This is a genomic window from Clostridium tertium, from assembly GCF_902652255.1.
In the GTDB taxonomy this organism is placed as follows: domain Bacteria; phylum Bacillota; class Clostridia; order Clostridiales; family Clostridiaceae; genus Clostridium; species Clostridium tertium_A.
In genome coordinates this window covers 1-26,072 of sequence record NZ_CACRTO010000019.1, presented here as the reverse complement: position 1 = coordinate 26,072, position 26,072 = coordinate 1, and the positions used below count along the sequence as shown (strand labels likewise).

Sequence of the window (26,072 nt, the reverse complement as noted above, 5' to 3'; positions counted from 1 at the left end):
AAATTCATTCTTCATTATTCATTGTGCCACAGCACATTATTATTTCATTTCACTTAAGTTTTTTATTTTATCTTCTGTAAGTCTATAAACTGTCCATTCATCCATAGGTACAGCTCCTAAAGATTTATAGAACTTAATAGATGGTTCATTCCAATCTAAGCAAGCCCACTCCATTCTCTTACAACCTTGCTCTAATGCTTTTTTAGCTAAAAACTTAAATATTTCTCTTCCTATTCCTCTTCCTCTATATTCTTTTCTTATAAATAAATCTTCTAAGTATAATCCATACCTACCTATAAATGTTGAAAAATTATAAAAGACTAAAGCAAATCCTATAGGCTTTTCATCTAATTCAATTATTACTGCTTCTGCTCTATTATTGTTAAAAACAGATTCTCTAATAGTTTCTTCTGTAGCAATAACATCATTAGTCATTTTTTCATACTCAGCTAATTCCTTAATAAAGGATAAAATTAAAGCAGTATCTCCTTCCTTGGTTTCTCTTACCTTAACATTTTCGATATTCGTATCATAATAACGCATAAATACTCCATCCCTTCTTGATACTTTTAGTTTATTTTTAAGCAATGTTTTTTTTCATTGCTATATCGCATCTTTCGCATACTTCATCTTGGAAATCTTCAAATCCATACTTTTTATAAAGCTTAAGAGCCTTATATAGTACTGAATTAGTTTGTAAAGTAATATTTTTGTAATGCAAATTCTTTGCGATCCTAAAGGCATTTTCAATCATTATGTTACCTAATCCAATACCTTGAAAATCTTTGCTTAAATACATCTTTCTAAGTTCGCAAGTTTCATCATCAACTCTGTAAATACCGTAACTACCAATAATTTTCCTCTTAAATTCTAACACCTCAAATGCCCCATTATTTTTAGTATAAAATTTAGTTATATTAGTAATATCTAAGTCTTCACCTTTAGGATTTAATTTTAAGCCATAAGGAGTTAACACTTCTTCTACAAGCTTTAGAATCTGTGCTTCATCTCCAGCCCTAGCTCTTCTAAACCTAATATCCTTCATTAAAAATTCCCCCTTTTTATTCCCTATAAAAATAATAGACTCCTACCAAAATAGAAATCTATTATTTTTTAAGATGAAATTTATCACCTTATTAATATTATATTATATTTTTAAATTATTTCATTATATTTTTGCATTTTTGTTGAGAAATTTCTAAAAACAAATGTTGCTAATATAATAGCCATAACTAAAATACTTAATTCCACTAAATATACATTCTTCAACACACCTAATTGATATAAAGCAGCTGGAAAATCCATAATAGCATGACTTATTATAGCTATTACATAATAAATATATTTTCTTTCTTTAACTGCATATAATACTAAAACTGAAAGAGCTATCTGAACTGAAAGAGCTATTAATCTCTCAACTCCTGTCATTAACCATAATAATGAGCTGGTATTTACAAATTGGTTGTAAGTTGCATCGATAATATCTTTAGATACTAATGCGCCTTCCATTATTGATTGAAATCCACCTTTATTTATCAATACAGCATAGACTATTGAATTTAAGCTACCAATTGCTCCTATTAATATAGCTTCTATACCACCATGTCCTATTCCATAAGTTAAGGCTGTAGTGGTATCTCTTCCTTTGATAAGAAACTTAAAAGATACAAGTCTTGCAGTTTCTTCCATGATACCTGCCATAAATCCACCATATAGCATATATGCAACTGGATTATTTAATAAAAAACTTGCTGTGCTTTTATTATAACTTAAGAAATATGTGTGAATTGGGCTTTCTATTATATTAACAGCTATAAAAAATGCAAGAGCTCCTATAAAAAACACCTTAAGACTTGCATTATATTTTTTCTTTAAGTATATCATTCCTACTATAGGTACAAATAGACTAATAATAAGGCTTATTCCCATGAATATAATTGATAAATTACTGACCATAATACCCTCCTTATTTTACGGAGCACTACCATTGCTAACACCCCCACCTTTTATAAGCTGGAGCTAAGCTCTGACACGCGCCTGAATTGATTTTTCTAACCTTCAGATAGAGTAGTCATCCTACACTCCATCAAAGTGATTCACACAAAATGCAATATTTTTGTTCACTACTTTTTAAGAAAACTCTACCTAAAACTAAGAATCACTTTATATAGTTTAAATATTAATATTATACTTAAATAATATTTTCATCATTCGAAGAAAATTTAAAGAAATATCAAAATCTATAATTATATTTTAGATATAAAAATAACAAATAAAATTAAAATAACAAAAAATATAAGCGCCTTTGGATTTCCGAAATTCACAGTATATCCAATACCAGCTCTCTTTTCTATCATAAAGGATGGATCTTTTCTATTATAATAAAACATTCCTAAAACCCAGTATTTATCGTCATTATTATATACTTCTTCTTCAGTTTTCTCTTTATCTATGGATATTCTACCCTTACTTCCCATTAATATAATTAATATTAAAAATCCTATCATAATAATTGCAATCAATATATTAAGAATAGATTCTACTCTACTAGTATCAAAAGTATAAATTAGACCTAACTGTTTAATTGAGTTTAAAATTATAAGTCCTATTTCCGTTACTAAAAAGATAATAGAAAACAACATTTTTAATATCTTCTTTTTATAAATAGTACTCTTTAAATTAGTACTATTTATATCTATCCTAGAACTTAAACTTACCCTTGCCATAATATAAATGACTATCACCATAGCAAGCATATTTATTGGTAACCTATATAATTCATGTAAACTTACATATCTTAAGTTATCCTGTCTTAGGAAAGTTAAGATTACTATTATTAAAGGAATAAATATGGGTACTATAAATATGAAGCTAGGCAAAGGCTTATACTTATCATCTTTCTTAGGTTTTCTTAAAGATGTATCTACAGCTACTGTATTGTTTTTATAGTTCCAATTATTCTTCTCTTTTAAATTTCTAATTTTTTTATTATATAGTGCAAAAATCCCACTATTAATTAATATACAGCCTACCATAAAAATCGATAGTAACTGTGAAACTACTTCTTTATTTTCAGTAAAGCCAAATGACAATATATTAAATGATATACTTATTGATAAATATAATGTAATTACTGTCTTTTTATATTTTCTTTCAAGCTCTACTATTTCATCATATTCTATAAATTTCTTAGGTATTCTTATTCCAAAGAAAAGGCCGCTGTTAGAGAAACTATTTAAATAATATGATATAATTCCTAAAACAATTAAAGTTATGTTTCCTACTAAAATTTCTTCTAAATTATTCAAAATATCCCCCCTACAGTTACAGTCCTTGTACTATAAAATATATTATCAATATAGCTATTAATACAAATGGAAGTATCATTATTGTAGCACCTATTGGATTACCTAAGTTAACATCCCAACCTATCCCTACTCTTTTTTCTACAAATATGCTAGGATCATTTTTATTACAATAAAAGTTCCCAAATAACCAATACTTATCATCATCTCTATAAATTTCTTTTTCATTACTATTATATTTTATATTCTTTCCACCTTGTCCAATCTTATAAGTAATAACAGAAAAAACTATTATAGTTATAAATATTACTGGAAGGAATATATAGTTTATAACTTGAACATTCCAGTTAAATAAAGTACAGAATTGAATTATAGAAAACATAATCGATATTTCAATAGCTATAATAAATAAAAGTATAGAATTTATTCTCTTAAATACTTTCCTTTGCTTTTTTATTTCCTCTAAGGTTCCACTATTTATTTCTGTTTTCCCATTAACTGCAAACTTATTAGTAAGAGTTAATAAAACTATCATTCCGGTTTGAGTTAAGATAGGAAATAAAACTAAATAGAAGAATCCCTTAAATCCATCTTTAGCTACAAAGCTATCTGCTACTCCTGCAGCATTATAATGAATTGGAAATGGATTAGGCACATTTTTATAGGCAATAAGAGTTACTATCATAGTTATTAAAGGTATTATTAATAATGTTAAAAAAGTTTTTGTCTTTATTATTACATTATCTTCTCTTACCTTAGGCTTTCTTATAGATGTGTCTACAACTACTACATTCTCTCCAAAACTTCTAAATCCTTTTTCTTCCTTAAGCTTCATAGTTTTTTTCCAATAGATAATTAAAGGAATATTAGATACTATAATTAATACAAATAAGGTTATTAAATAAATTGATATTTTGGTATTAAAAATCATTAATATATTTATTATTATTAAAAAAGGTAAAATAAATAACGTAAATTTTTTCTTATATTCTTTCTCTAATTTTATTAAATCTTCATCTTTTTCATATTCCTTTGGAATCCTAACACCAAAGAAGATACCATTGTTCGAGAATTTATTAACTAGTAATCCAGAAATAAATAAAATTACACTTACAAAAATAATAGTTCCTAATAATATTATTTTTTCCATTATTCCTTCCATTCTTATTCACCCTCTTCATTTTTAAAATCGAGAAAAACCTTATCTATATATGACTTAATATCTTCTTTTTCAATTCCTCTATTAAAACATTGAGCCATATAATAATATATATTTGCATTAACTTCTTCCTTAAAACTCTCCATAGACTGATTCAAATTAAGATCAACAATTGCACCTTTTCTTCTATCTATCTTTATATATCCTTCATCTTTTAAAATAGAATACGCTTTATTAACAGTATGCATATTAACGCCTATATCTTCTGCTAAAGACCTAACTGAAGGTAATTCTTCATTTTTATCAATTTCCCCTTTTGCTATACCTTCTATAACTTGATTTTTAATTTGTATATATATAGGTATTTCAGAATCAAAATTAATTCTTAAAATCAATTTATCACCTCTTTCTAAGACCATTAATATTTTTTAAGACTTTTTTTATAATAAATTTAAGAAAAAAATTGTACAATAATTACATTATATAATAGAAAAATGAAGTATAATATACTAAAACATATTATTTTGTAGTTTGGAAAGGATGATTTTAATGAATAAAAAACTCTACAAAATCTCTGCTCAAAAAAAAGTTGCTGGGGTATGTGCTGGTTTGGCTGAATATTTTAATGCAGACCCTACATTGATAAGAGTATTAACTCTATTAATAATACTTTGCTCTTTTTCACTTGGCCTTATATTTTATATAGGTTGTGCACTGATAATGCCTGATAAATCTGAATTAATGTAATTAAAGTTTATTTTTATTAATATAAGCAGCTGACAATTGCATCGCAATTGTCAGTTAATTTTTTAATTTAATTCATTAAATTGTCTTACTGATACTTTAGAAAGAATTACACTTATTACAGCTAATATTGCCAATTCAAATATTAAAACTAAACTTAATAATAAATTATTATTAGAAATTATATTAAAATATTTTACAAGTATAGGTACAGCTAGAATACCTACTGATATTAACATTTGTATCATAACACTTGCACTTTGTTTTACAACTGCTGTTTCAGATACCCAATGCATATTAGGGAAAAATAAATTAACTACAATTCCTAGCATAGCTACAATCATTGAAAATAGTATAGAAATTACAAATAACCATAAAGCTTGTGTAAAACTAAAGTTTAATGAGAAGAAAAATATTATATTACTAATTATTAAAGCTGGAACAATTAATATTAAGTTTAATAATATCTTAGCTTTAAATATTTCTAATGGATTAAGTGGAGAGCTTTTCAATATCCATAAGTTTTTACCTTCCATAGAAATAGATGAATTAGTAGTACAAGAAAGTGATAAAATACCACAAGTAACAGCTATAATCATTAATGGCATTAATTCTCCTACCGACTTAAGTTCAAAAATCATATATATTATATCTTCTCCCATAAACAAAGTTGCAGCTGCCATAATTAGTAATAGTACTGGCCCTATTATAGTATTTAATACATAAATAGGAGATGCAAAATATCTTTTTGCTTCTTTTATTAATAGTGCTTTTGTTATACTTGATGACTTCATAGAAGTAATTTTATAATCATTTCTCTTATAACTTTCTTGAAGTTTTGAGCTTATTTTCTTATATGCCTTATTAAATACTATTATAAATAAGCTAAAAAATCCTATAGAAATTATAAGAAAAATGCCTAAGTCTATAATGCTTCCTTCTGCTAATGCCCTTGTTAACATCACTGCTGGAGGATAAATTTTAAATATAGCATCATTTATTGACGAACTATTTAATAATATTTTTTGTAAAAAGTCTCCACTACTATAAGAGCCTACAACTATTAATAGAACTATTAATAAAGTACCAGTTGTAATAACTAAGTTTTTATATTTAAATTTATTTGAAATATAACTAACTCCAAAAGAAATTATTGATGATATTAATAAAGGTATTAAAGGTAAAGTTAAAAATATTAATATTAAATATACAAAAAATAATATTGATGGCTTTGCATAAACAAAATATACTATAGCTGGTATAACAAAAGTAAAGATGCTAACTAAGTAATTTATTAATACAAGCTGAAATACTTTAACTATTAAAATATAGCTTCTTTTTATAGGTAAACTCATCAATAAATCATAGTCTTTAAAAGAAAATAATACACCTTGTGCTTTATAAATAGATGTAAAAAATATTGTTACTGTAGTTAAAATAATACTTAATGTTAGTAACATATCTAAAAATCCCATTCTTTTTAACCCATCTGCTAAAAACTTTGAATAAATCACTGCTGTAAAACTTATCATAACAGCAGCAAATGTCAGCATTAAAGCTAAATATATAGACTTATTTCTTTCTTTTTTAGATCTAGGGCTTGTTATTTTATTTATTCCAATACTATTTATTAATGATATTTTTGTAAGGCTCCATAAATTATTCATTATCTATCAACTCCATAAATATATCTTCTAAGGAACTATTTCCTTTAACCTCTTCCATAGTACCCTTTGAAACTATTTTTCCATCCTTTATAATAGCAACCTTATCACATAACTTTTCAGCAACTTCTAAAACATGAGTTGAGAAAAATATAGCTACTCCTTCATTGCATAATTTTTTCATTTCTTGCTTTAATAAATGAGAAGCTTTAGGATCTAATCCAACAAATGGTTCATCTAATATTAGTAACTTTGGCTTATGAAGTAAAGCTGAAATAATAGTTAATTTTTGCTTCATACCATGAGAATAAGATGAAATTAAATCTCCTAGTGCACTTGTTATTTCAAAGATTTCAGCATACTTTTTTATTTCTCTTTCCTTATCTTCTTTAGAAACCTTATAAATATCTGCAATAAAATTTAAATATTGAATACCTTTTAAAGATTCATATATATCTGGATTATCAGGAATATATGCAATTTTTTCTTTGCAAGCCATAGGATTTTCCTTAATAGATATTCCATCTATTAAAATATCCCCTTCAGTAAAATCTAAAATACCAACTATAGCTTTTATAGTCGTTGTTTTACCTGCACCATTATGCCCAATAAAAGCAAATATCTCTCCTGGATTCACCTCTAGAGATATATTATCCACTGCTTTTTTCCCATTTTTATATGCCTTAGAATAATTTATTATATTTAACATCTTATTACCCCCCTATTCTATCTGTTATATATATTGTATAACAGATAGAATAAGAATGCAACAATTTTTCGAATTTTCTCTTTACAGCTTATTCATATATGATAAAATTAAATAAGTCGGTATTCTTTGAAACCGAACTTTGCAAAAATTATTTTTTTGCCGAATTATATCCTGTAAGGAATAAGAACGGAGGAGTCAAAATGTTAAACACTCGAGGGGTGGGAAAATCCCATGAAAATGTTAGAAAGATGGTAGTTACAGCTATGCTATCAGGAATTTGTTTATTCCTAGGCTTAACTGGACTTGGTTTTGTACCTTTACCACTTTTCAAACTAACAATCTTACATTTACCAGTTATAATTGGAGCCATAGTTGAAGGTCCTGTTGTAGGGGCATCTATTGGATTTATCTTTGGATTATTTTCAATATATCAAAATATCACAGCTCCAACACCAATGTCACCATTCTTTTATAATCCATTAGTATCTATATTACCTAGAGTACTAATTGGAATAATTGCTTATTATATTTATAAGCTAATAAAATCAAAAATAAAGAATGCAAAAGTATCTATAATCATTGCAGCAATATGTGGATCTCTAGTTAATACTATTGGAGTTCTTGGCACTATTTACTTAATTTACTTTAAAGATTATGCAGCAATACTTATGGACAAAGGTACTATAGCTGATAATTCTTTAAATGCAGTTACTACGGCCCTACTTACAGTAATAGGTACAAATGGTATTGCTGAAGCAATATTATCTGCTGTAATTGTTACACCTATAGTAATTGCAATATTTAAAATGCAAAAGAAAAGAATTTAGACATAAAACATAAACTTAAATTGAATTGAATTTACAAGCTCTATGAGGAAAACTTGTTATATACAAGCTACCCACATAGAGCTTTTATAATAGATTGCTAAGCAATCTGTTATAAAAGAATTAAAGAATGAAAAAATGAAAAAATGAAAAAACGGCAAAATCTCCATAAAAAGATCCTTATGGATTTTTTATATGGTAATATTTAAAACAGAAGAGGTTTTGCATCTCAAAACCTCTTCCTTCATTCTTTCATTTCTTAATTTCTTAATTTTTTCATTTTAAAATGCTGTGCATTTTAAAACATAATAAAGATAGACAACTCCTCCAATAATCCCCTTATTTGCATTAAATTTAATAGTTTATAAAGACATTTATTACATAACATAATAGCACAAAGTTAAATAAAACTTTGTAACACAAATTAAGGAGGCGCTTATTATGGCAAGCAGCACAAAATTAGTTCCAGAAGCAAAGAAAGGATTAGCTAAATTCAAAAATGAAGTAGCTGGTGAAATGGGAGTACCTTTCTCAGATTATAATGGTGACCTTTCTTCAAAACAATGCGGTAGCGTTGGTGGCGAAATGGTTAAGAGAATGGTAGAACAATACGAATCAAAAATAAAATAAATTAATACTATCTAATAATAAAAGGTGCTGTCGCACAATGAAAAATTAAGAATGAATAATGAAAAATTAATGAAAAAAACTCCCGAAGGAGTTTTGAAAAGAAATTAATTTTCGTAATTCTATAAGAATTACATAAATAATTCTTCATTTTTAATTCTCAATTTGGGATGTTTATGCGACAGCCCCTTTTCGTTTAAATTAAGAAAGTTATTTTTAGTTTACAAATTTTCTATGGCAGCTTTTACTGCTTCTACATCTTCATCTGTTCCTTGTCCATTGATTTTACGAAGACAAGTAAGTCCATATTCTTTTTCAATTTTATCAGCTGCAAAACAATATGATTCAGCATGTCTTTCCATACTACCATTAACAACAAAGCCACGAACTAGATCTTTGTGTTCATCTAAAAATGCCCTTGTAATTTGTGTAATTTGACCAAACCCTTCATTACGTGTAATAAGAACGCATTCTTCATTTAATGGCTCACTAACGCTTTGTGATGGTCTTCCTAATTTTTCAGCAAATGCTTTTCCCGCACCAAATCTACTATCATATACTACTAACATATTTTTCTCTCCTCTTTATGTATTAATTTAATTTATTATACCACATAAAAAGCAAAATGTAAGTATTTATTAATAAAAATTATTTATTAATAATATTTATTAATAAATAATTCAAAATTGCTCTAATAAAAAAATCTACACAAAAAAAACGTTAAACTTATGTTTCTTTTGAGATAGTAAAATAAGGGTTATCCCACATATTATCTATATTAGTCCATAGTTTTTTGAACTTTTCTATATCAGTTTTACGATTATAAATTACACCCTTCTCATTTTTGCCATTAGCTAAATAATCTAAGCTTTCTGCAAAATAAAAATTTTCTTTATCATAACCTACTATAGGAATATAATGAGTATAATGTGGATTTGTATATGGTTCTTCTACATGAATAAACACTATAACAGGAGCACCTTTTGCTATTTCACCCTTCAAATCCTCCACTGTTCCATCACAAACATACTCTGCAGTATATCCTCTCCCTTCAAAAAAATCTACTATTCCGTAGGGTGTAATTCCACCTTGAGCTAATTTTCCTGGGAAATCCTTAAAAAGTTCCATTCCAGAAGCCTCTTCACCATAATTTCGTAAAAGATAAGCTGATGAAAATGCTGCACACTCTAATCCTGTCTGATAATCAAAATAATTTTCATTAGAAACAAAATATGACTCCGGTATTTCCTCCGATGCCTGAACATTAGATTCACTCTCATTATCATCAATATTACTTACTTTATTAGTGCATCCAAATAGAGTAAATATAAAAACACAACCTACTATTAAAATTACCATATATTTTTTCATAGTTAATCCCTCTTATATCACTTTATAGTTGAATTTTATCACATATTAATAACAATATATACATTTAAAGGAAAATATAGTATAAGGTGTGTTTGAATGAAGATTATGTACCTATTTTACCTATACTTCTATTCAATATTAATATCCTCAATCCTTTTCATAGCCTCTAATCTATTTATATACATAATATTTTTATACTCCATGCCTTATCACCCCAGTATTTATGATTTATAAAAAAATAAAAAAATCCGTACAAAAAGATACTAATCTGCATCTATCTTGTACGGATAATATTGGAGCGAAAGACGGGACTCGAACCCGCAACATTCACCTTGGCAAGGTGACGCTCTACCATTGAGCCACTTCCGCATAAATTACAATTATATATTATAATAATATTAAAAAATCGTCAAGAGTATTTTTTATTTCTAGAAAACCCTTCCCCAGGGCATCCTATTTTCAAGAAATTAATTACCCTGGGGATTAGTTTTTCTAAAATTAATTAATTGTTAGTTGATCTTCATTTCCATCTACTACTACATTAGATCCATAACCTATATCACCTTTTATAATCTTTCTAGCTAATGTGTTTTCTATAGCATTTTGAATATATCTCTTTAAAGGTCTTGCTCCATACACTGGATCATATCCTTCTCTAGCCATAATAACCTTTGCTGCCTCAGTTACTTCAAGGCTTATATTCTTATCCTTTAATCTTACTGAAACTTCTTTTAAGAATATATCTATAATCTTCTTAATACCATTTTCAGATAAAGGTTTAAACATAATTATGTCATCCACTCTATTTAAGAATTCAGGCTTAAATCTAAGTTTCATTTCATTCATAACTTGGCTTCTAATACTTTCTTCTATAGTATCTTCATTATTATTTTCTAGAAGATAACTACTTCCAATATTGGATGTCATAATTATAATAGTATTTTTAAAGTCTACAGTCTTACCCTTATTATCAGTTAATCTACCATCATCTAAGATTTGTAGGAATATATTAAATACATCTTCATGAGCCTTTTCTATTTCATCAAATAGTATTACACTATATGGATTTCTTCTTACTGCTTCAGTAAGTTGACCACCTTCATCATATCCTACATATCCTGGAGGGGCTCCAACTAATCTAGATACTGAATGTTTCTCCATATACTCAGACATATCTATTCTTATAATATTTTCTTCAGAATCAAATAGATTTCTAGCTAAAGTTTTAGCAAGTTCTGTTTTACCAACACCAGTTGGACCTAAGAATATAAAGGAACCTATTGGCTTATTTGCATCTTTAAGTCCAGCTCTTGCTCTTAAAATAGCATTTGAAACTGCAGTTATCGCTTCTTCTTGGCCTATAACCCTCTTTTCCATTTCATCTTCTAATCTTAAAAGTTTCTCTCTTTCACCTTCAAGAAGATTAGTTACAGGAATTCCAGTCCATTTAGAAAGAATTTTTGAAACTTCTTCCTCAGTTACTTCTTCTTTTAAAAGAGCTCCTTCATAATTTTCTTTAACTACAACTTCTTTTTCCTTAATTTCCTCTTCTAAAGCCGGAATTACGCTATATTGAATTTCCGCAGCCTTATTATAGTCATAGTTTCTTTGAGCAGCTTCTAAATCTCCTCTTGCTTCATCAAGCTTAGATTTTAGATCTCTTAAATTAACTATAGCATCTTTTTCCTTCTCGAACTTAGCTGTCATTTCATCATTTTTAGCCTTTAATTCAGCAATATCTTTTTCTAATGCCTCTAACTTTTTCTTAGATCCTTCATCTTTTTCTTTGATTAAAGCTTCCTTTTCAATTTCCAATTGGAAAAGTCTTCTTCTAGTAGTATCAAGTTCTGTTGGAAGAGAATCTATTTCTGTTCTTATCATTGCACCAGCTTCATCAATTAAGTCTATTGCCTTATCTGGCAAGAATCTATCTTGAATATATCTATGAGATAACTTTGCAGCAGCTATTAAAGCTGAATCATGTATTCTTACCCCATGATGGATTTCAAATCTTTCTTTTAGTCCTCTAAGAATTGATATAGCATCCTCCACTGTTGGCTCTTCAACTATAACAGGTTGGAATCTTCTTTCTAGAGCCTTATCCTTTTCTATATATTGTCTATATTCATCAAAGGTTGTAGCTCCAATACAATGTAATTCACCTCTTGCAAGTAATGGCTTAATTAAGTTACCTGCATCCATAGCTCCATCTGTTTTACCAGCCCCAACTATAGTATGAATTTCATCTATAAATAAGATAATTCTACCTTCACTGCTTTGAACTTCTTTTAAGACTGCCTTTAATCTTTCTTCAAATTCTCCTCTATATTTAGCTCCAGCAATTAATGCCCCCATATCTAATGAGAATATTACCTTATTCTTTAAACCTTCAGGTACATCACCTCTAATAATTCTTTCTGCAAGTCCTTCAACTATCGCAGTCTTACCAACTCCAGGCTCACCAATTAATACTGGATTATTCTTAGTTCTTCTAGATAAAATTCTTATAGTTCTTCTAATTTCATCATCTCTACCAATTACAGGATCTAATTTATGTTTTTTAGCAAGGTCTGTTAAGTTGGTACCATATTTACCTAGTGCATCGTAAGTTCCTTCAGGATCTTGAGTCTCTACTCTTTGGTTACCTCTTACTTCCTTTAATACTTCCATAAATGTTTTTTTATTAATATTGTATTTATTTAATATTGTTTTAACTTCACCATTTTTATCTACATCAATTATTGCAAGCATAAGATGTTCTACGCTAATATAAGAATCTTCAAATTTCTTAGCTATATCTTCCGCTTTTACTAAAACTTCCTCTATTTGTCTAGTAGCATAAACTCCTGATGAGTTAGCTCCTTCTCCTAGAACCTTTGGCATATTTCCTAAGACTCTATTTAAGTCATCATTTATCCCTTTAACGCTAACACCCATTTTAGTAAATATATTTGGTATTAGTCCGTCTTCTTGCTCTACTAATGCTGTAAACAAATGTATTAACTCAACTTGCTGATGGTTAAACTTTACAGCAATTAAACTAGCATTATTTAATGCTTCTTGAACTCTTAAAGTCATTTTATCAATATTCATATAAGTCACTCCTTTACAAACATATTATAGAATTATTATTATCTTTGTTTTAATAATAATACAAAAGTCAAAGAAAGTCAAAGTATATTTTTAATTTTTTAATGAAACTTTTCTATTTTTTAATAAATAAGATATAATAAATTATATAAGAGTCTATAGAAAAGAGGTGATTAAAATAAGACGCCAATACGTAAATTTCCCAGCTGACTCTCCAATCAAGATAAGCTATGCAAATATAAGAGAATATCCAATACATTGGCACAATGCTATAGAGATCCTTTATGTTCTTAAAGGTAGTATACACGTAAACATAGATACAGATTCCTTTGAGGTTCTTGAAAAAGAGATGGAAATAATAAATATGGACGAAGCTCATAGAATTTATAGCGATGAAGATAATAAGGTATTAATTTTTCATATAGACCCCTACTTCTTCGAAAAATATTATAAGGATATAAATAATATTTTCTTCTATACCAATTCAACTGACGATGGAGCTCAAGAAGGAGAAGAATATGATCTTCTAAGAAACTTTTTAGCTAAACTTCTATGTGAAAATGTTCAAAAACTTGATGATTATGATAAGGAAGTTGAAGATATTTTAATAGATCTTCTATACCATCTTATAAATAACTTTCATTATCTTACATACGAAAAAGAAGAGCTTAAGGATAAAACAGAACAGTTAGCTAGATATCATAGAATATCAAAATATATATTTAATAACTATGACAGTAATATCACTTTACAAGAAATAGCTAAAAAAGAATTCTTAAGTCCTCATTATTTATCTCATGAAATTAAATATGCTACAGGTTATAGCTTTACTGATCTCGTAAATTTAACTAGGGTTGAAGAATCAGTTAAACTTCTACTAGATAGTGATTTAAGTATTTCTGATATTTCTGACGAAGTAGGTTTTTCACATGTTAGATATTTAAATAAAAACTTTAAAATCTATTATGGCTGCACCCCACTTCAATATAGAAAGAAAAATAAATTAACTGAAAAAGAGTTTGAACAAAGTAAAAAAATAGAGATTTTAAATTTAGAAGATGCTTTAGAGTATCTATCTTCTGAATTAGATGATTACGAGAGATTCAACTATGAAAATAAGCTATGGAAGATTCATATAGATATGGATGAAAACCTTGGTGAGTTTGATAAGTCTTACAGCGAAATAATTAATTTAGATGATGCCTTCGACTTATTACTTGAAGATAATAAGGATATCTTAGAAGAAATTCAAGAAGAACTTCATTTCAAATATGCAAGGTTAGAAAATATGTTTAATAGTGATATGGGGGTTTTCCCAAATGCTGATTTTTATAACTGGAATAAAGCAAAAAGTGTTATTGAATTTTTAGATTATATATCACTGAAACCATTAATACTTATTGATAACCCAAGCTTTACACTAGAGAAGTATAAACATATATTAAATAGCTTCTTTGAATATTTTTCAGAAATAGATTATATTGATGTAACAGAATTTAAATTTCAATTTACTTCCGCCATATCAAAAGACATAAGAGAAGATTTATCTTTATTTATAAAAGAAATATATTCAATAGATGTCTTAGAAGAAGACTTTTCTTGTGAAAAGGACTTAAATAAGATTTATGATACAGCCTTTATGCTTCCTTATATTATTCATAATACTTTGTTCAATAATAACTCTCTTAATTTTTTAAGGGCTTTTGATGTATTAGAAAAGGTGATTAGTTTAACTAATGAAGTATTTATTGGTGCCCCTGGCTTAGTAAATGATATGGGAATTAAAAAGCCTTCATATTATGCCTATTATTTACTTAATAAGCTAGGCGATGAAATAGTAGCTATGGAAAATGGATATATAGTTACTAAGAAAAATGATGAATATTGCATTTTATTATACTCATACACTGATGAACTTTCTGATATGGAAAGTCTCCAAGATATTATTAATAAAAAAGGTAAACGTAAGCTTTATAAAAGAAAATTTTCATTAAACATAGCAAATATAAAGAAATCATCAAGAATTACAACTTACGAAATAAGTGAAGGAGTTGGTTCTTCTTATAATTATTGGCTATCAATGGGTTCTCCTGATAGGTTAAATAAAGAGGAAAAAGAGATATTATACAGAGCTTCCTTCCCTAAAATAGAATTTAAATATTCTAAGAAAAATACAATCTTAAATATAATTACAGAGCTTAAAGGCTATTCTGCAAAGCTAATATTAATAAAAAATATTAAATAAAAGTACAGAGAAACCACTTATTAGGGTTTCTTTGTACTTTTTCTGCTTTCCCAGGGTTTATTGTAACAACTTAAATGTACTTAAAATTGAACATTTAAGTCAATGCAATTTAAAATTAATTACAGTATACTTTAAATATAATAAGATCTGTAATTTTTAGAAGGGGTTGATTTTAATGAGAGGTTTATTTTTTGTACCTAGTATATTATCGAAGTATTCATTAACTAGTATAATATCATCTATCTTACATCCAATTAAACATTACATTAAACTATAGTTTAATGTTTAAATAATTAATATTTCAAATCTTTTAATTTTCAATTTAAGATTATCCATATATTATAATAAATATTAAAAGGTGTATAATTAATTTTCTAATAAAGAAAATTAATTATACACCTTTTACTTTTATATTAGCTATCAATCTTTTTCTAATTTCATAGCTAAAGTAAAGTATTTTAATGAATCCTTTACTTCTCCAAGCTTGTAGTACATATCGGCCATATCTAAATATCTTTCATATCTTCTCTCTTTATTAGCAAATTTAAATAAAGAATCTAGTGATAAATTCATATACATTTCAGCTTCTAAATATAAGCCTTTCTTTTGAAGTATCATACCTTTTAAATAATAGGCTTGTTCGATTAATAGTATATCATCTGTATCAATAGCTGAATTCAACGCTTTATCAGTAATATCATATGCTATATCGTACTCTCCATTTTCATACAGAGCTTTTATGCTCTTATTTAAAAATCTAACATATTTCTTTTTATCATCTATTGGAAATAACTCTATACCTTCTAGAATTTCCTTTATAGCCTTCTCTCTTTCTTTAACATAAAAATAACTCTCACCATTTTTCCCCTTAGATATAGCTAAAATCATAGGGTTGTCCTTTTTATATTCGTAAGCGAGATTCATGTACTTTTCCACATCATTTTTCTTAAGCTTTATACATGCATTGGCAAAACTATGATAAATATCACCCTTATCTAAGGGATCTTCTATAAAATCAATAAAATCCATAGCTTCTTCCAGAACTTTATATGTCTCTTCAATATTGCCTAATTTTTCATAGCACTTACCTTCCCTATAACAAGTATAGGCATACTTTACTTTATCATAATCACCATCGTCTTTAATAAGCTCCCTAGCTCTATCATAGTAATTTACAGCTTCATTATATTCCTTTGTTCTATAAAAGAATGTAGCCATATCAAAATAGTATGTAATAGTATTTTCTTTTGTATTATTCTTTTGATATAAATCATAATATTGAGATACTATTAATTGAATGTTCTCAATCTTATTTTCTTTTACATAGTAGTTAAAAAGTAAATGTATCAATTCAAAAGCCAAGTCATTATAAGAATATTCTAATGCATAATTTAAATTATGCTCAATTACATCAGATATATCACTTTCAGCAACCATATTACTTCTAATCAGTTCAAGATTACTATTAATTTGTTCTTCCACATCTTTTACTAAGTAACTATAATCAAGTGAAAGTTTATCAGCAATATATTCTAAAATATCTTTATCTGCTTTTATCTTTCCATTTTCTATACAACTCATTTTTGATATAGAGACCTTACTTCCACATAATTCTTTTAAAGTTACCCCCTGATACACCCTTGCTCTTTTTATCTTTTCTCCAGTTGATAAAATCTCCATTTGAAACCCCCAATTGATTAATTTTTAAGTATTCCAATTTTCCTAAAAATATTAACCCCTTCATCAAGATACTTAGCTGCTTCAGTATCATTTTTTCTGTCAATATAAAATTTACCTAACATAATTGCTAATTGTGCAACTTGCTTTAATAAATTATTTTTCTTAGCTAAGTCATACGTGTCTATTAGTATATACTCTGCTTCTCTAGACAATTCTTTTAATGTATAAACTCTATACCAAATTAAGTTAACATCTATGATAATTTCTATTTCATTTTCATCTATATAGAAATTAATTTCTTCTAATACTTCTTCACATTTTGCAATATTTTTTATCTTAATATAATTCTCACATATATTCATTAAGGTTTCTATAACCTTCTTATCTTTCCTTCTTATTCTTATATCTTTAGATATTTCATAATGTTTAAAGGACTCTTCTATATTTTCAAATTCATAGAATAACTTTCCAAGATTATTTTCTATTTCAGAAATATTGCTTAATTCATCTAACTCCTTATATACTTCTAAAGTTTTTTGTGAGTATTTTATGGCATTAGTTAGATCACCCTTTTTATTATACTCTTCAGATATTAATAAAAGAGTTTTTGCATACTCTTCTTTATTGTGAACTTGTTCAAACTTACTTTTTGCTAAGAAGGAATAGTCTATAGCCTTCCCAATATTTTCAGTTTTGAAATAAGATTGTGCCATATAATAATATATTTCTCCAAGTAAAGAATCGTTTGCAATGTTATTGTCTAGATATACCTTTTCAGCTTGTCTTAAATAACTGCTTGAAGAATGATAAGCTTTTAGTTTTAAAGTGATTCTACCTAGATTTAAAAATGTATTTATAATCTCTTCATAATTATTATTTTTTATAAAAATTACATTCGAAGATAAGAAAAACTGTTGAGCTAATGTAAGCTCATCTTTAGCCATATATATTTTTGCCCTTAAGTATAAAATTTTAGCTTTTCTATATTCAAGATTATATTTTTCTACATAATATAAAGCATTTTCTATGTACTTTTCACCTGTTATATAGTCTCCAGATAATATATATGATTCAGCAATTTGTTCATAATATATACTTATCTTTTCAGCTTGTGTTTCTTCGGACTCCATTAAATATTCAACAGAAGTTTGTAATGTAGCTGCTAAATATTCTAAGAGATCCATAGAAGGATTAGATCTTCCCGACTCAACTAAACTAATTTGCCCAGGCGTAATTCTATCCCCTGCTAAATCCTTAAGAGTCATATCTAATTCTTTTCTTCTTCTCTTTATTTTTTCACCTAATGCAAGAATCTCCATAACACTCTTCCTTTACTTAATACTATATAAATATTTATATTTTAAAAATTCAGCAATTATAATAAGCCCATGTAACAACTCTTATAATCTGATTTTTTTCGTCAAATTAAAAAGAAAAATATAAAAATTATAATATTTTTCACCTTTTTATTATTATATCATTAAACACTTGTAAAGCACTATATAATTTGGAAAAATTATTATGATTTTTTTTTAAATTCTGGTTTTTATTTAAATTTTTTTATTAATTTCGCTAAAAAATATAGAAATATTTATCTATTTTCTACATATAAAAAAGGCTGTTTTATAACAACCTTTTTTATGTTTAAAATTCTTTAATCATAATTCTACATAATTAATTTTTAAAATGTACTACCTTAAGATATATAATCGCTTACCATACAACAAGCATCTTCAGCCATATTCAACACTCTTTTACTTACTCTTCTTAAATTTTTTTGTGTTTTTCTATCTAATTGTGGTAAAACCATAGCCGTAACTGCCATACCAATTATAGCCCCTGTCATCATACCTCGAAAAACTTTCATCATATTATCACCTCATAAATGTATTTATATATAGTCTTTGTAATTTACATACTAATATTCATAAATATATAGAAGTGATTTAATATTAATTAATTCGATTTTCTTTATTATAAAGATACTCAGCATAATTAAGAACATCTTTTTGCTTCTCTAATGGTAATTTTCTTAAATAAAATACTAAATCCTTATATAAGATATCTTCATATTCATTAACAGCTATTTTTTCTTTAACCTCTTCTTTAATGATTACTTTATCGCTAGCTTCATTAGATAAATTTTCTTTCCCCTCATCTAATTTTCCATCTAATGCAATAATATTATTTATCCTATCCTTTGCTAAAGCTTTAAGTTTAATTTTTGTTTCAGAACTATTTACTGTTATTGTATTATCTCTTAAATACGAATAAACTACATTTTCAGAAACTATAGATAGCTCTTCTTTACACTTTTCATCTGCAACCTCATTAAATAAATCTCCAGTATGACTATCTACCTTAACAAAAATAACTTCAATACCTCTACTCATTAAGTCATTCATTTTATTATAATATTTTACTGAAGATTCTTCATTTCTATTCCAAAATCCAGTAGCATGATGAGCAATTCCCTCATAGTCATGAAATATAACTACTCTTTCCTCTTTCATTTCTATAGCATACTCAAGACCTCTAACTGCTGCCTCTAGCTCGCCAGCTATTTGTCTAATATTTCTATCACTATTACTTGCTGATGATCCACTTTCTATATGTTCAATTATATTATTCTTAACTGCAACTAAAGCATAAGAATACTTTTCAGTACTAATGTTATAGCTACCATCAACATATATATGTAGACACTCCGTAGGATAATTATCTACTCCTTTTTTAAGCATGCCACATCCTTCAAATAAAAAGCTTTTTGCTTCACCTTCAGTAGTGAAGCTCTTATATTTAGCGCCTTTTACTCCCTTTATATACTTCTGACACTCAGCCCATGTATCTACTATCTTATTTTCCACCTTTATATTTTTTGAAAAATCAAATCCCTCTTTAATTGCATAATATTTCTTTGCCATACTTATCTCCCAAAATTAAAATTATAATGCCATTACTTCTTCAATAAAGTTATATACCTTTTCCACATTTTTTGCTCCAGTAAAGTTAATAACATATTCAATAATGTTCTTAATTACAAATACTATGTCATTTTTACCTTCCCAGTTTTCTATAATAATCCTTGTTGGAACATCTGAAATAATTCTCTCTAACGCAAAGAAAGCAACAGCTATTTCATCTACCTTTCCTATGAAAGGAATGTTATCTGGTATTATATCCGTTGGAAAACCTATATATGCAATTGCAGCAGAAATAATTAACTTCGTCTTCATAGGAACTCTTTTATCCTTTAATAATCTAAATAAAAGAGCTGCCATATCGGGAATTATAAATAGATAATCACTAAAAGTCTTTACTTTCTGTGGTAATTTTTCCTCTACATAATCCCTACCTAAACTATAATAATCTCTAACTTTTTCTACATCTGAAAAATCTTCTACTGGATCTTCTTCATCCTCTTCTGTTTCTTCTACAGGTTGTTCCTTTATTAAAGTACCTAAAAGAGAAATATTAATATCTGATACTTCAATATTTAAAAGTTCTTGCCTAGTATATATATCTGAAATATTTAAATCTACATATGGAACATCTTTTAATAAAACTTTTAAATTAATAACTACCTTACCAGAATCATAGCTTATTCCCATATCAGATAATTCTTTTAATGCAAACTTCAATGCTGCCTTCCTCATTAGTGAGAATATCTTAATTTTAGCTATTTTAAATGATGATACTTCACCATGTATAATTCCATTTTCGATTCTAGCAAGCTTTATTCCTGCTACAAAATCTATAGTTATTCCTTTACTAAAGCTACCGTAAAATTTTATTTCTTCATCTACTTCTACTTTTTTTAGAGTAAGACCTTCTACCTTTACAAAATCATTTAAAATGCTTAGCAAATCTTCTCCTGTTAAAGAAACTTTTACACTTGAAATATTCATACTTACCTCCCATATTGTGTTAATTATGCATCTAAATACATATTTAAGTTTGTACCGATGATATAAAGAAGCTTGTCTTTAATATATACGTCTTTTATTTCTCCATCATATTTATCTAATTTAATTATAATATTATTTCCATTAATATTTATATAATCTTCTCCTAGAAATTTTAATATAGATTTTAACAGAATTATACTAGCTCCCTTGAATTTCCCTAACTTAGATATATTTAAATTCTTCGTCTCAAGTACTATTTTGTTATTATAAACTTCTTTTATATAAACAAATCCACTAAAACTACTATTTATTTTACTAAATATATTACCTGAAAAAATTATTCCATTACTAATTTCTATATGGGTTATCTCTATTCCTTTTTCTCTACCCTTTTGGTTAATTAATTCGGTAATATCTTTAGATGATAGTATAGTTGAGTTAAACAATTATATTATCTCTCCTTGCAATATTACTAATTAAATATATTAGTCTAAGTAGTCAGCTATTTAAGTTAAAGTATACTCTATTTACATAAATATTGAAAGATATCTTTTAAAATTAACAAGTCTACCAACACTTACATTGGTAAATACTATGAAGTTCAATGGACTTAAAATTTTAAAATGTTAAAATATTTATGATAATTCATCTTCTATTTAGGAGGTAATAATGAACAAACTAAAGAAAAATATAATTTTTATTCCAATAACAACTGCTATTATTTCCATATTAGCTTTAGCATACTTAAGCTTTGGTTCAAAGGCTAACTACAATAAACAATATTCATTATTTTTAGAAGATATAACTAATAATTCTATATCTAAAGTAATATTTAATAATAATGATAATTTAACTATATTATTAAAGGATGGAAGTAAGTATTCCACTACTAACCCAAATAGTCCTACTTTAAAAGAAGATCTATTAAAAAATAATATAGAGGTTTTAGATGAAAATACATCTAGTCCATCTAAAGCTATAACTTCACTAATACTTTTATCTTCTATAATTTCTATAGTTTTTATATCGCTTAGTAAAAAAAACTTAGGTTCTTCTAAAGTTACCAATTTAGATGTTAAAGACTTTTCAGAGGATAAAAATGCATTAAACTTTGATTCAGTTGCAGGTAATGAGGAAGCAAAAGAAAGTCTTATGGATATAGTAGATTTTCTAAAAAATCCTGGAAAATATAAAGAATATGGTGCTAGAATGCCAAAGGGAGTTATTCTTTATGGATCTCCTGGTACTGGTAAAACCCTCCTTGCAAAAGCTGTTGCTGGTGAAGCTAAGGTACCATTTTATGCATTAAGTGGATCTGATTTTGTACAAGTGTATGTAGGGGTTGGAGCTGCAAGGATAAGGAGCTTATTTAAAAAGGCAAAATCTCATGGAAAAGCAGTTATTTTCATAGATGAAATAGATGCTATTGGTAAGAAAAGAGGAGGTTCTGGTGCTGATACTTCTAATGATGAAAGGGATCAAACCTTAAATGCACTTTTAACTGAAATGTCAGGCTTTAGTGAAGAAGAAGGCATAGTAGTAATTGCTGCAACTAATAGGTTAGATACTCTTGATCCAGCATTATTAAGACCTGGTAGATTCGATAGACATATAGAAGTATCTTTACCTGACCTTTGTGCTAGAGAAAAAATAATTTCTTTACATTTAAATAATAAACCTCATAATAATATAAACATTAATGATATTGCTAAAAAAACTGCTTATTTTTCAGGAGCCAAGCTTGAAAACTTAATAAATGAAGCTGCTATTATAGCTGCTAAAGAAAATTCATCATCTTTAATTCAAGAACATATTGATAAAGCTTTTTCAATAGTTCTTGCAGGTTATGAAAAAAAAGAACGAAAAAGCTACTTAGAAGAAGATAAACTTTTAACTTCTTATCACGAATCTGGACATGCTATTATTTCTTTAATAAAAACACCTGAAGATAAAGTTTCAAAAGTTACTATTATTCCAACTACAAAAGGTGCTGGAGGATATACATTAACTATTCCAAAAGATACCTCATATCAAAGATTAGATTATTTAAAGAGTAGAATAATGGTATTACTAGGTGGAAGAGCTGCCGAAGAATTGATTTTCGGCAAAGATAAGATTTCAACTGGAGCTGAAGGTGATTTAATCCAGACAACAGAAATAGCAATGGCTATGATATCAGAATACGGTATGGGAAAAACCTTGGGACTATTAAAGCTCTCTAAAATAGGACAGTTATCTACTAGTTATGGACATCCTATTGTTGAAGAATGTAGAGAGCTAGTTAATGCTCTATATGAAGAAACCTTAAAAACTCTAATGAACAACAGAGAATTACTAGATAAGATGGCCATGGATCTAATGGAAAAAGAAACATTAGATGAGGAATATATTTCCCAACTGTCATAAAATGCGAAGCATTTTATTAATGAAAGAATGAAAAAATTAAAAAATGAAAGAATGCATATAAAAAATCTTTACAGATTTTTTATATGTAATCTTTAAAACAAAGGAGGTTTTGCATAGCAAAACCTCTTCCTTCATTTTTTCATTCCTTCATTCTCTTAATTTTTTCATTTTAAAATGCTTCGCATTTTAAAACTATTGTGACATTCCTACTATCATTCCTAATATATATGGAACTAGCCATATTAACCATACTACAATACTAAACTTATGGAAGTTATGTAGTTTGTCTTTATCTTTCTTAATGAACACTATTGTCGCCCATATTGCATGGAATAGCATTAATATAATGGCTAATGCACCTGTAATTCCATGAAGACTAAATAAACTTCCCCCATTGGACATTTGTGACATTATAGTAGTTCCAGTTGTATCAAATAATAAACCTATCCAAAAAATTATTACATGAAACTTTTTCAATGTACCACTCTTACGTTCTGAAAATACTCCTATAGTATAAAAAATAAGAGCTAGTGTTATAGTTATAATTGCCATAACTAATTTGATATTCATATTATACCTCCTAAATATAAAAATATACTTTCAGAATAGCTTACCCCTATAAGCCTTACTGAACAACGTTCATTATAGTTTTATAAATTTATATTGTCAATGAATTTATTTCACCTTTAGTATGTGCATAACCATTGACAAATAAAATAAACAGTTTTATAATGAACATAATTCATATAAATGAAATATAAAAATACTAATAGATTTTGACTATAAAAATGAGAAATAAATTTTATATAAAAGAAGGTTGATTAAAATGATAAAAAAGAATTCATTATTATTCTTAGCTGGACTTGTTTGGAGCATCGCTGGATATAATGTACTGAATATTGGATATCAAGCATATGAAGGAAATGTATCAATGATACTTGTTACTCTATCTGTAGCAATATTTTTTCTATTTAAAAATATGATTTTTGAAAATATGGTAAAGAAACACACTAAAAGAATTACTGAATATGAAAATGAAAAACAATGGTTTTGGAAGTTTTTCGATTTAAAATCTTTTGCTATTATGGCATTTATGATGACATTTGGAATTATTGTACGCGTAAATAACTTAGCTCCTGAAGCATTCATTGCATTTTTCTATACCGGCTTAGGTCTAGCTTTACTTTTCTCCGGACTTAAGTTTATATCTAACTATGTGAAAGTTAATTTTGTAAGATTTGCTCATTAAATACTAATAGGTAGGGACTTTTAAATTATAGCCCTACCTATTTTAATTTCTTCCTTTAGTTCCTCTTAAATATATAAAAATGAATTCACTTGGCATCTTTAACATATTATGCATAAGTCCACTTGGAGCTTGCGAGGTCGACAGAGCATAATACGCAATTTTTAATAATCTAATTGTTTTAACCTTATAGTCACCTCTTCTTGTGATGCATTTTCTAACTTATATGATATTATTTTTCTTTCTATATCTCTGCTCACCTTATCAGAATTGCTAAATAGATCTCTAGCAGCATTAATTGCATATGCAAGTATTGATGCTACCCCTGCACTTCCTAATTCAAATCCCATGCTTTCAGTTTCTGATAATTGACTCTTCATCAATTTATATATTTCTGAGCAATAAGCTCCTTTAATAATGATCCTATCATACTTAAATTCTAGCGCTTCTAATAATTCAGTTGGATTATATGCTTCGAAAGCAGGATTTTCTTTTTGCAATTCTAAAAGCTCATCTAATACAGTTCCTGGAGTTTTATCTAAGGCTTCTGCTAAAGCCATAACAACTTTATTAGAATACTTCTCAACGCTTTTACTAGTATGAGTTGCTAATAGTTGTTGACTTATTCCTGTTTTTTTATGAACATCATACCTCTTAATATTATTTCTTTGTAAATATATATCTAGATAATTCATTCTCAAAACCTCCTAATTTTATCCGATCGCTACCATTGCTAACACTCCCACTTCTACAAGTGGGAGCTAAGCACTGCTACGCGCCTGGATTAGTTCTTCTAACCTTCAGATGGAGCAGGGGGTATTCCTGTTAAGAAAACTCCACCTGAAGCTAAGAATCACTTTATTAATAATAATTTATTTATTACTAAAATATTTTTTACTAATAAAATTATATCTCATTTTCTGTTATCTGTAAATATAAAAAATGAGATATCTTTTAGATATCTCATTTCAGACTGCTGACAAAGTGTCAGCAGTCTTTAATTTTATACATATATGTAATATAATAATAAATATTTTAATTTATTACATAGGAGTTTACTAATGATAAACGAAAGAAAAGAATCACAAAATCAA

General features: G+C 27.2%; 25 protein-coding genes and 1 tRNA gene. 6 read left to right on the top strand and 20 right to left on the bottom strand.

The genetic code is table 11. The features are described from left to right. Positions 1–39: 39 nt before the first annotated feature. From GPX08_RS08270 to GPX08_RS08245, 6 genes are all read right to left on the bottom strand, one after another. Positions 40–543: a GNAT family N-acetyltransferase gene (locus GPX08_RS08270; protein ID WP_156626339.1), complete on the bottom strand. Its 504-nt coding sequence runs from the start codon at positions 541–543 to the stop codon at positions 40–42. 37 nt (positions 544–580) lie between these two features. After that, the gene (locus GPX08_RS08265; RefSeq protein ID WP_156626338.1) at positions 581–1,045 is read right to left on the bottom strand and encodes a GNAT family N-acetyltransferase; all 465 of its coding nucleotides are present in this window, start codon (positions 1,043–1,045) and stop codon (positions 581–583) included. A 110-nt stretch (positions 1,046–1,155) separates the two neighbouring features. Next, complete coding sequence (locus tag GPX08_RS08260) at positions 1,156–1,956, bottom strand: YhfC family intramembrane metalloprotease (RefSeq protein WP_156626337.1); 801 nt, start codon at positions 1,954–1,956, stop codon at positions 1,156–1,158. 290 nt (positions 1,957–2,246) lie between these two features. Next, on the bottom strand, positions 2,247–3,308 hold the full coding sequence (locus GPX08_RS08255) for a hypothetical protein (protein WP_156626336.1): 1,062 nt from the start codon (positions 3,306–3,308) through the stop codon (positions 2,247–2,249). A 16-nt stretch (positions 3,309–3,324) separates the two neighbouring features. Next, positions 3,325–4,455, bottom strand: coding sequence for a DUF1648 domain-containing protein (locus tag GPX08_RS08250; RefSeq protein ID WP_156626463.1), 1,131 nt, complete (start codon positions 4,453–4,455; stop codon positions 3,325–3,327). Between the two features lie 14 nt (positions 4,456–4,469). Further along, a complete protein-coding gene (locus GPX08_RS08245) occupies positions 4,470–4,859 on the bottom strand; it encodes a GntR family transcriptional regulator (protein ID WP_156626335.1) in 390 nt (129 codons plus the stop codon). A 154-nt stretch (positions 4,860–5,013) separates the two neighbouring features. Between GPX08_RS08245 and GPX08_RS08240 the strand changes: the two genes are divergently transcribed. Further along, the gene (locus tag GPX08_RS08240; protein ID WP_156626334.1) at positions 5,014–5,211 is read left to right on the top strand and encodes a PspC domain-containing protein; all 198 of its coding nucleotides are present in this window, start codon (positions 5,014–5,016) and stop codon (positions 5,209–5,211) included. A gap of 62 nt (positions 5,212–5,273) precedes the next feature. Here the strand turns inward: GPX08_RS08240 and GPX08_RS08235 are convergent, their stop codons facing one another. After that, positions 5,274–6,875 (bottom strand): ABC transporter permease, encoded by a 1,602-nt coding sequence (locus GPX08_RS08235; RefSeq protein ID WP_156626333.1) that lies wholly within the window; start codon positions 6,873–6,875, stop codon positions 5,274–5,276. Further along, entirely contained in the window at positions 6,868–7,581 is a 714-nt protein-coding gene (locus GPX08_RS08230; protein WP_156626332.1) for an ATP-binding cassette domain-containing protein, read from the bottom strand. The genes GPX08_RS08235 and GPX08_RS08230 overlap by 8 nt, the downstream gene beginning before the upstream one ends. A 200-nt stretch (positions 7,582–7,781) precedes the next feature. On the opposite strand from GPX08_RS08230, the gene GPX08_RS08225 reads away from it, so the two are divergent. Both GPX08_RS08225 and GPX08_RS08220 read left to right on the top strand, forming a co-directional pair. Then, positions 7,782–8,408 (top strand): ECF transporter S component, encoded by a 627-nt coding sequence (locus GPX08_RS08225; RefSeq protein WP_156626331.1) that lies wholly within the window; start codon positions 7,782–7,784, stop codon positions 8,406–8,408. A 438-nt stretch (positions 8,409–8,846) separates the two neighbouring features. Next, entirely contained in the window at positions 8,847–9,035 is a 189-nt protein-coding gene (locus tag GPX08_RS08220; RefSeq protein WP_136006063.1) for an alpha/beta-type small acid-soluble spore protein, read from the top strand. Positions 9,036–9,253: 218 nt separating this feature from the next. Here the strand turns inward: GPX08_RS08220 and GPX08_RS08215 are convergent, their stop codons facing one another. The 4 genes from GPX08_RS08215 to clpB all read right to left on the bottom strand — a co-directional run bounded on the left by GPX08_RS08215 (position 9,254) and on the right by clpB (position 13,496). Next, positions 9,254–9,601, bottom strand: a complete 348-nt coding sequence (locus GPX08_RS08215) for an NrdI protein (protein ID WP_156626330.1) — start codon at positions 9,599–9,601, stop codon at positions 9,254–9,256. Between the two features lie 157 nt (positions 9,602–9,758). Then, entirely contained in the window at positions 9,759–10,403 is a 645-nt protein-coding gene (locus GPX08_RS08210; RefSeq protein WP_156626329.1) for a hypothetical protein, read from the bottom strand. 294 nt (positions 10,404–10,697) lie between these two features. After that, a tRNA-Gly gene (locus GPX08_RS08205) sits at positions 10,698–10,772 on the bottom strand. Between the two features lie 129 nt (positions 10,773–10,901). Next, positions 10,902–13,496 carry an ATP-dependent chaperone ClpB gene (gene clpB / locus GPX08_RS08200; RefSeq protein ID WP_156626328.1) on the bottom strand — a complete coding sequence of 865 codons (2,595 nt, stop codon included), beginning with the start codon at positions 13,494–13,496 and terminating at the stop codon, positions 10,902–10,904. A 175-nt stretch (positions 13,497–13,671) separates the two neighbouring features. Between clpB and GPX08_RS08195 the strand changes: the two genes are divergently transcribed. After that, positions 13,672–15,738 carry a helix-turn-helix domain-containing protein gene (locus GPX08_RS08195; protein WP_156626462.1) on the top strand — a complete coding sequence of 689 codons (2,067 nt, stop codon included), beginning with the start codon at positions 13,672–13,674 and terminating at the stop codon, positions 15,736–15,738. 420 nt (positions 15,739–16,158) lie between these two features. On the opposite strand, the gene GPX08_RS08190 is transcribed toward GPX08_RS08195, so the two are convergent. The 6 genes from GPX08_RS08190 to GPX08_RS08165 all read right to left on the bottom strand — a co-directional run bounded on the left by GPX08_RS08190 (position 16,159) and on the right by GPX08_RS08165 (position 21,772). Continuing rightward, a complete protein-coding gene (locus GPX08_RS08190; protein WP_156626327.1) occupies positions 16,159–17,418 on the bottom strand; it encodes a transcriptional regulator in 1,260 nt (419 codons plus the stop codon). A 17-nt stretch (positions 17,419–17,435) separates the two neighbouring features. Further along, on the bottom strand, positions 17,436–18,737 hold the full coding sequence (locus GPX08_RS08185; RefSeq protein ID WP_156626326.1) for a helix-turn-helix domain-containing protein: 1,302 nt from the start codon (positions 18,735–18,737) through the stop codon (positions 17,436–17,438). Between the two features lie 377 nt (positions 18,738–19,114). Beyond that, positions 19,115–19,288, bottom strand: coding sequence for a YtxH domain-containing protein (locus GPX08_RS08180; RefSeq protein ID WP_156626325.1), 174 nt, complete (start codon positions 19,286–19,288; stop codon positions 19,115–19,117). An 82-nt stretch (positions 19,289–19,370) separates the two neighbouring features. Further along, on the bottom strand, positions 19,371–20,342 hold the full coding sequence (locus GPX08_RS08175) for a reverse transcriptase-like protein (RefSeq protein ID WP_156626324.1): 972 nt from the start codon (positions 20,340–20,342) through the stop codon (positions 19,371–19,373). A 21-nt stretch (positions 20,343–20,363) separates the two neighbouring features. Next, on the bottom strand, positions 20,364–21,326 hold the full coding sequence (locus tag GPX08_RS08170; RefSeq protein WP_156626323.1) for a DUF1232 domain-containing protein: 963 nt from the start codon (positions 21,324–21,326) through the stop codon (positions 20,364–20,366). Between the two features lie 23 nt (positions 21,327–21,349). Continuing rightward, a complete protein-coding gene (locus GPX08_RS08165; RefSeq protein WP_156626322.1) occupies positions 21,350–21,772 on the bottom strand; it encodes a hypothetical protein in 423 nt (140 codons plus the stop codon). A gap of 223 nt (positions 21,773–21,995) precedes the next feature. Here GPX08_RS08165 and hflB point away from each other — a divergent pair, with 223 nt between their 5' ends. After that, the gene (gene hflB, locus GPX08_RS08160) at positions 21,996–23,732 is read left to right on the top strand and encodes an ATP-dependent zinc metalloprotease FtsH (protein ID WP_156626321.1); all 1,737 of its coding nucleotides are present in this window, start codon (positions 21,996–21,998) and stop codon (positions 23,730–23,732) included. Between the two features lie 192 nt (positions 23,733–23,924). On the opposite strand, the gene GPX08_RS08155 is transcribed toward hflB, so the two are convergent. After that, positions 23,925–24,302 carry a TIGR03987 family protein gene (locus GPX08_RS08155; protein WP_156626320.1) on the bottom strand — a complete coding sequence of 126 codons (378 nt, stop codon included), beginning with the start codon at positions 24,300–24,302 and terminating at the stop codon, positions 23,925–23,927. A 256-nt stretch (positions 24,303–24,558) separates the two neighbouring features. Here GPX08_RS08155 and GPX08_RS08150 point away from each other — a divergent pair, with 256 nt between their 5' ends. Then, entirely contained in the window at positions 24,559–24,981 is a 423-nt protein-coding gene (locus tag GPX08_RS08150; RefSeq protein ID WP_156626319.1) for a hypothetical protein, read from the top strand. 161 nt (positions 24,982–25,142) lie between these two features. Here GPX08_RS08150 and GPX08_RS08145 read toward each other — a convergent pair whose 3' ends face one another. Continuing rightward, positions 25,143–25,673 (bottom strand): helix-turn-helix domain-containing protein, encoded by a 531-nt coding sequence (locus GPX08_RS08145; RefSeq protein ID WP_156626318.1) that lies wholly within the window; start codon positions 25,671–25,673, stop codon positions 25,143–25,145. Positions 25,674–26,072 lie beyond the last annotated feature (399 nt).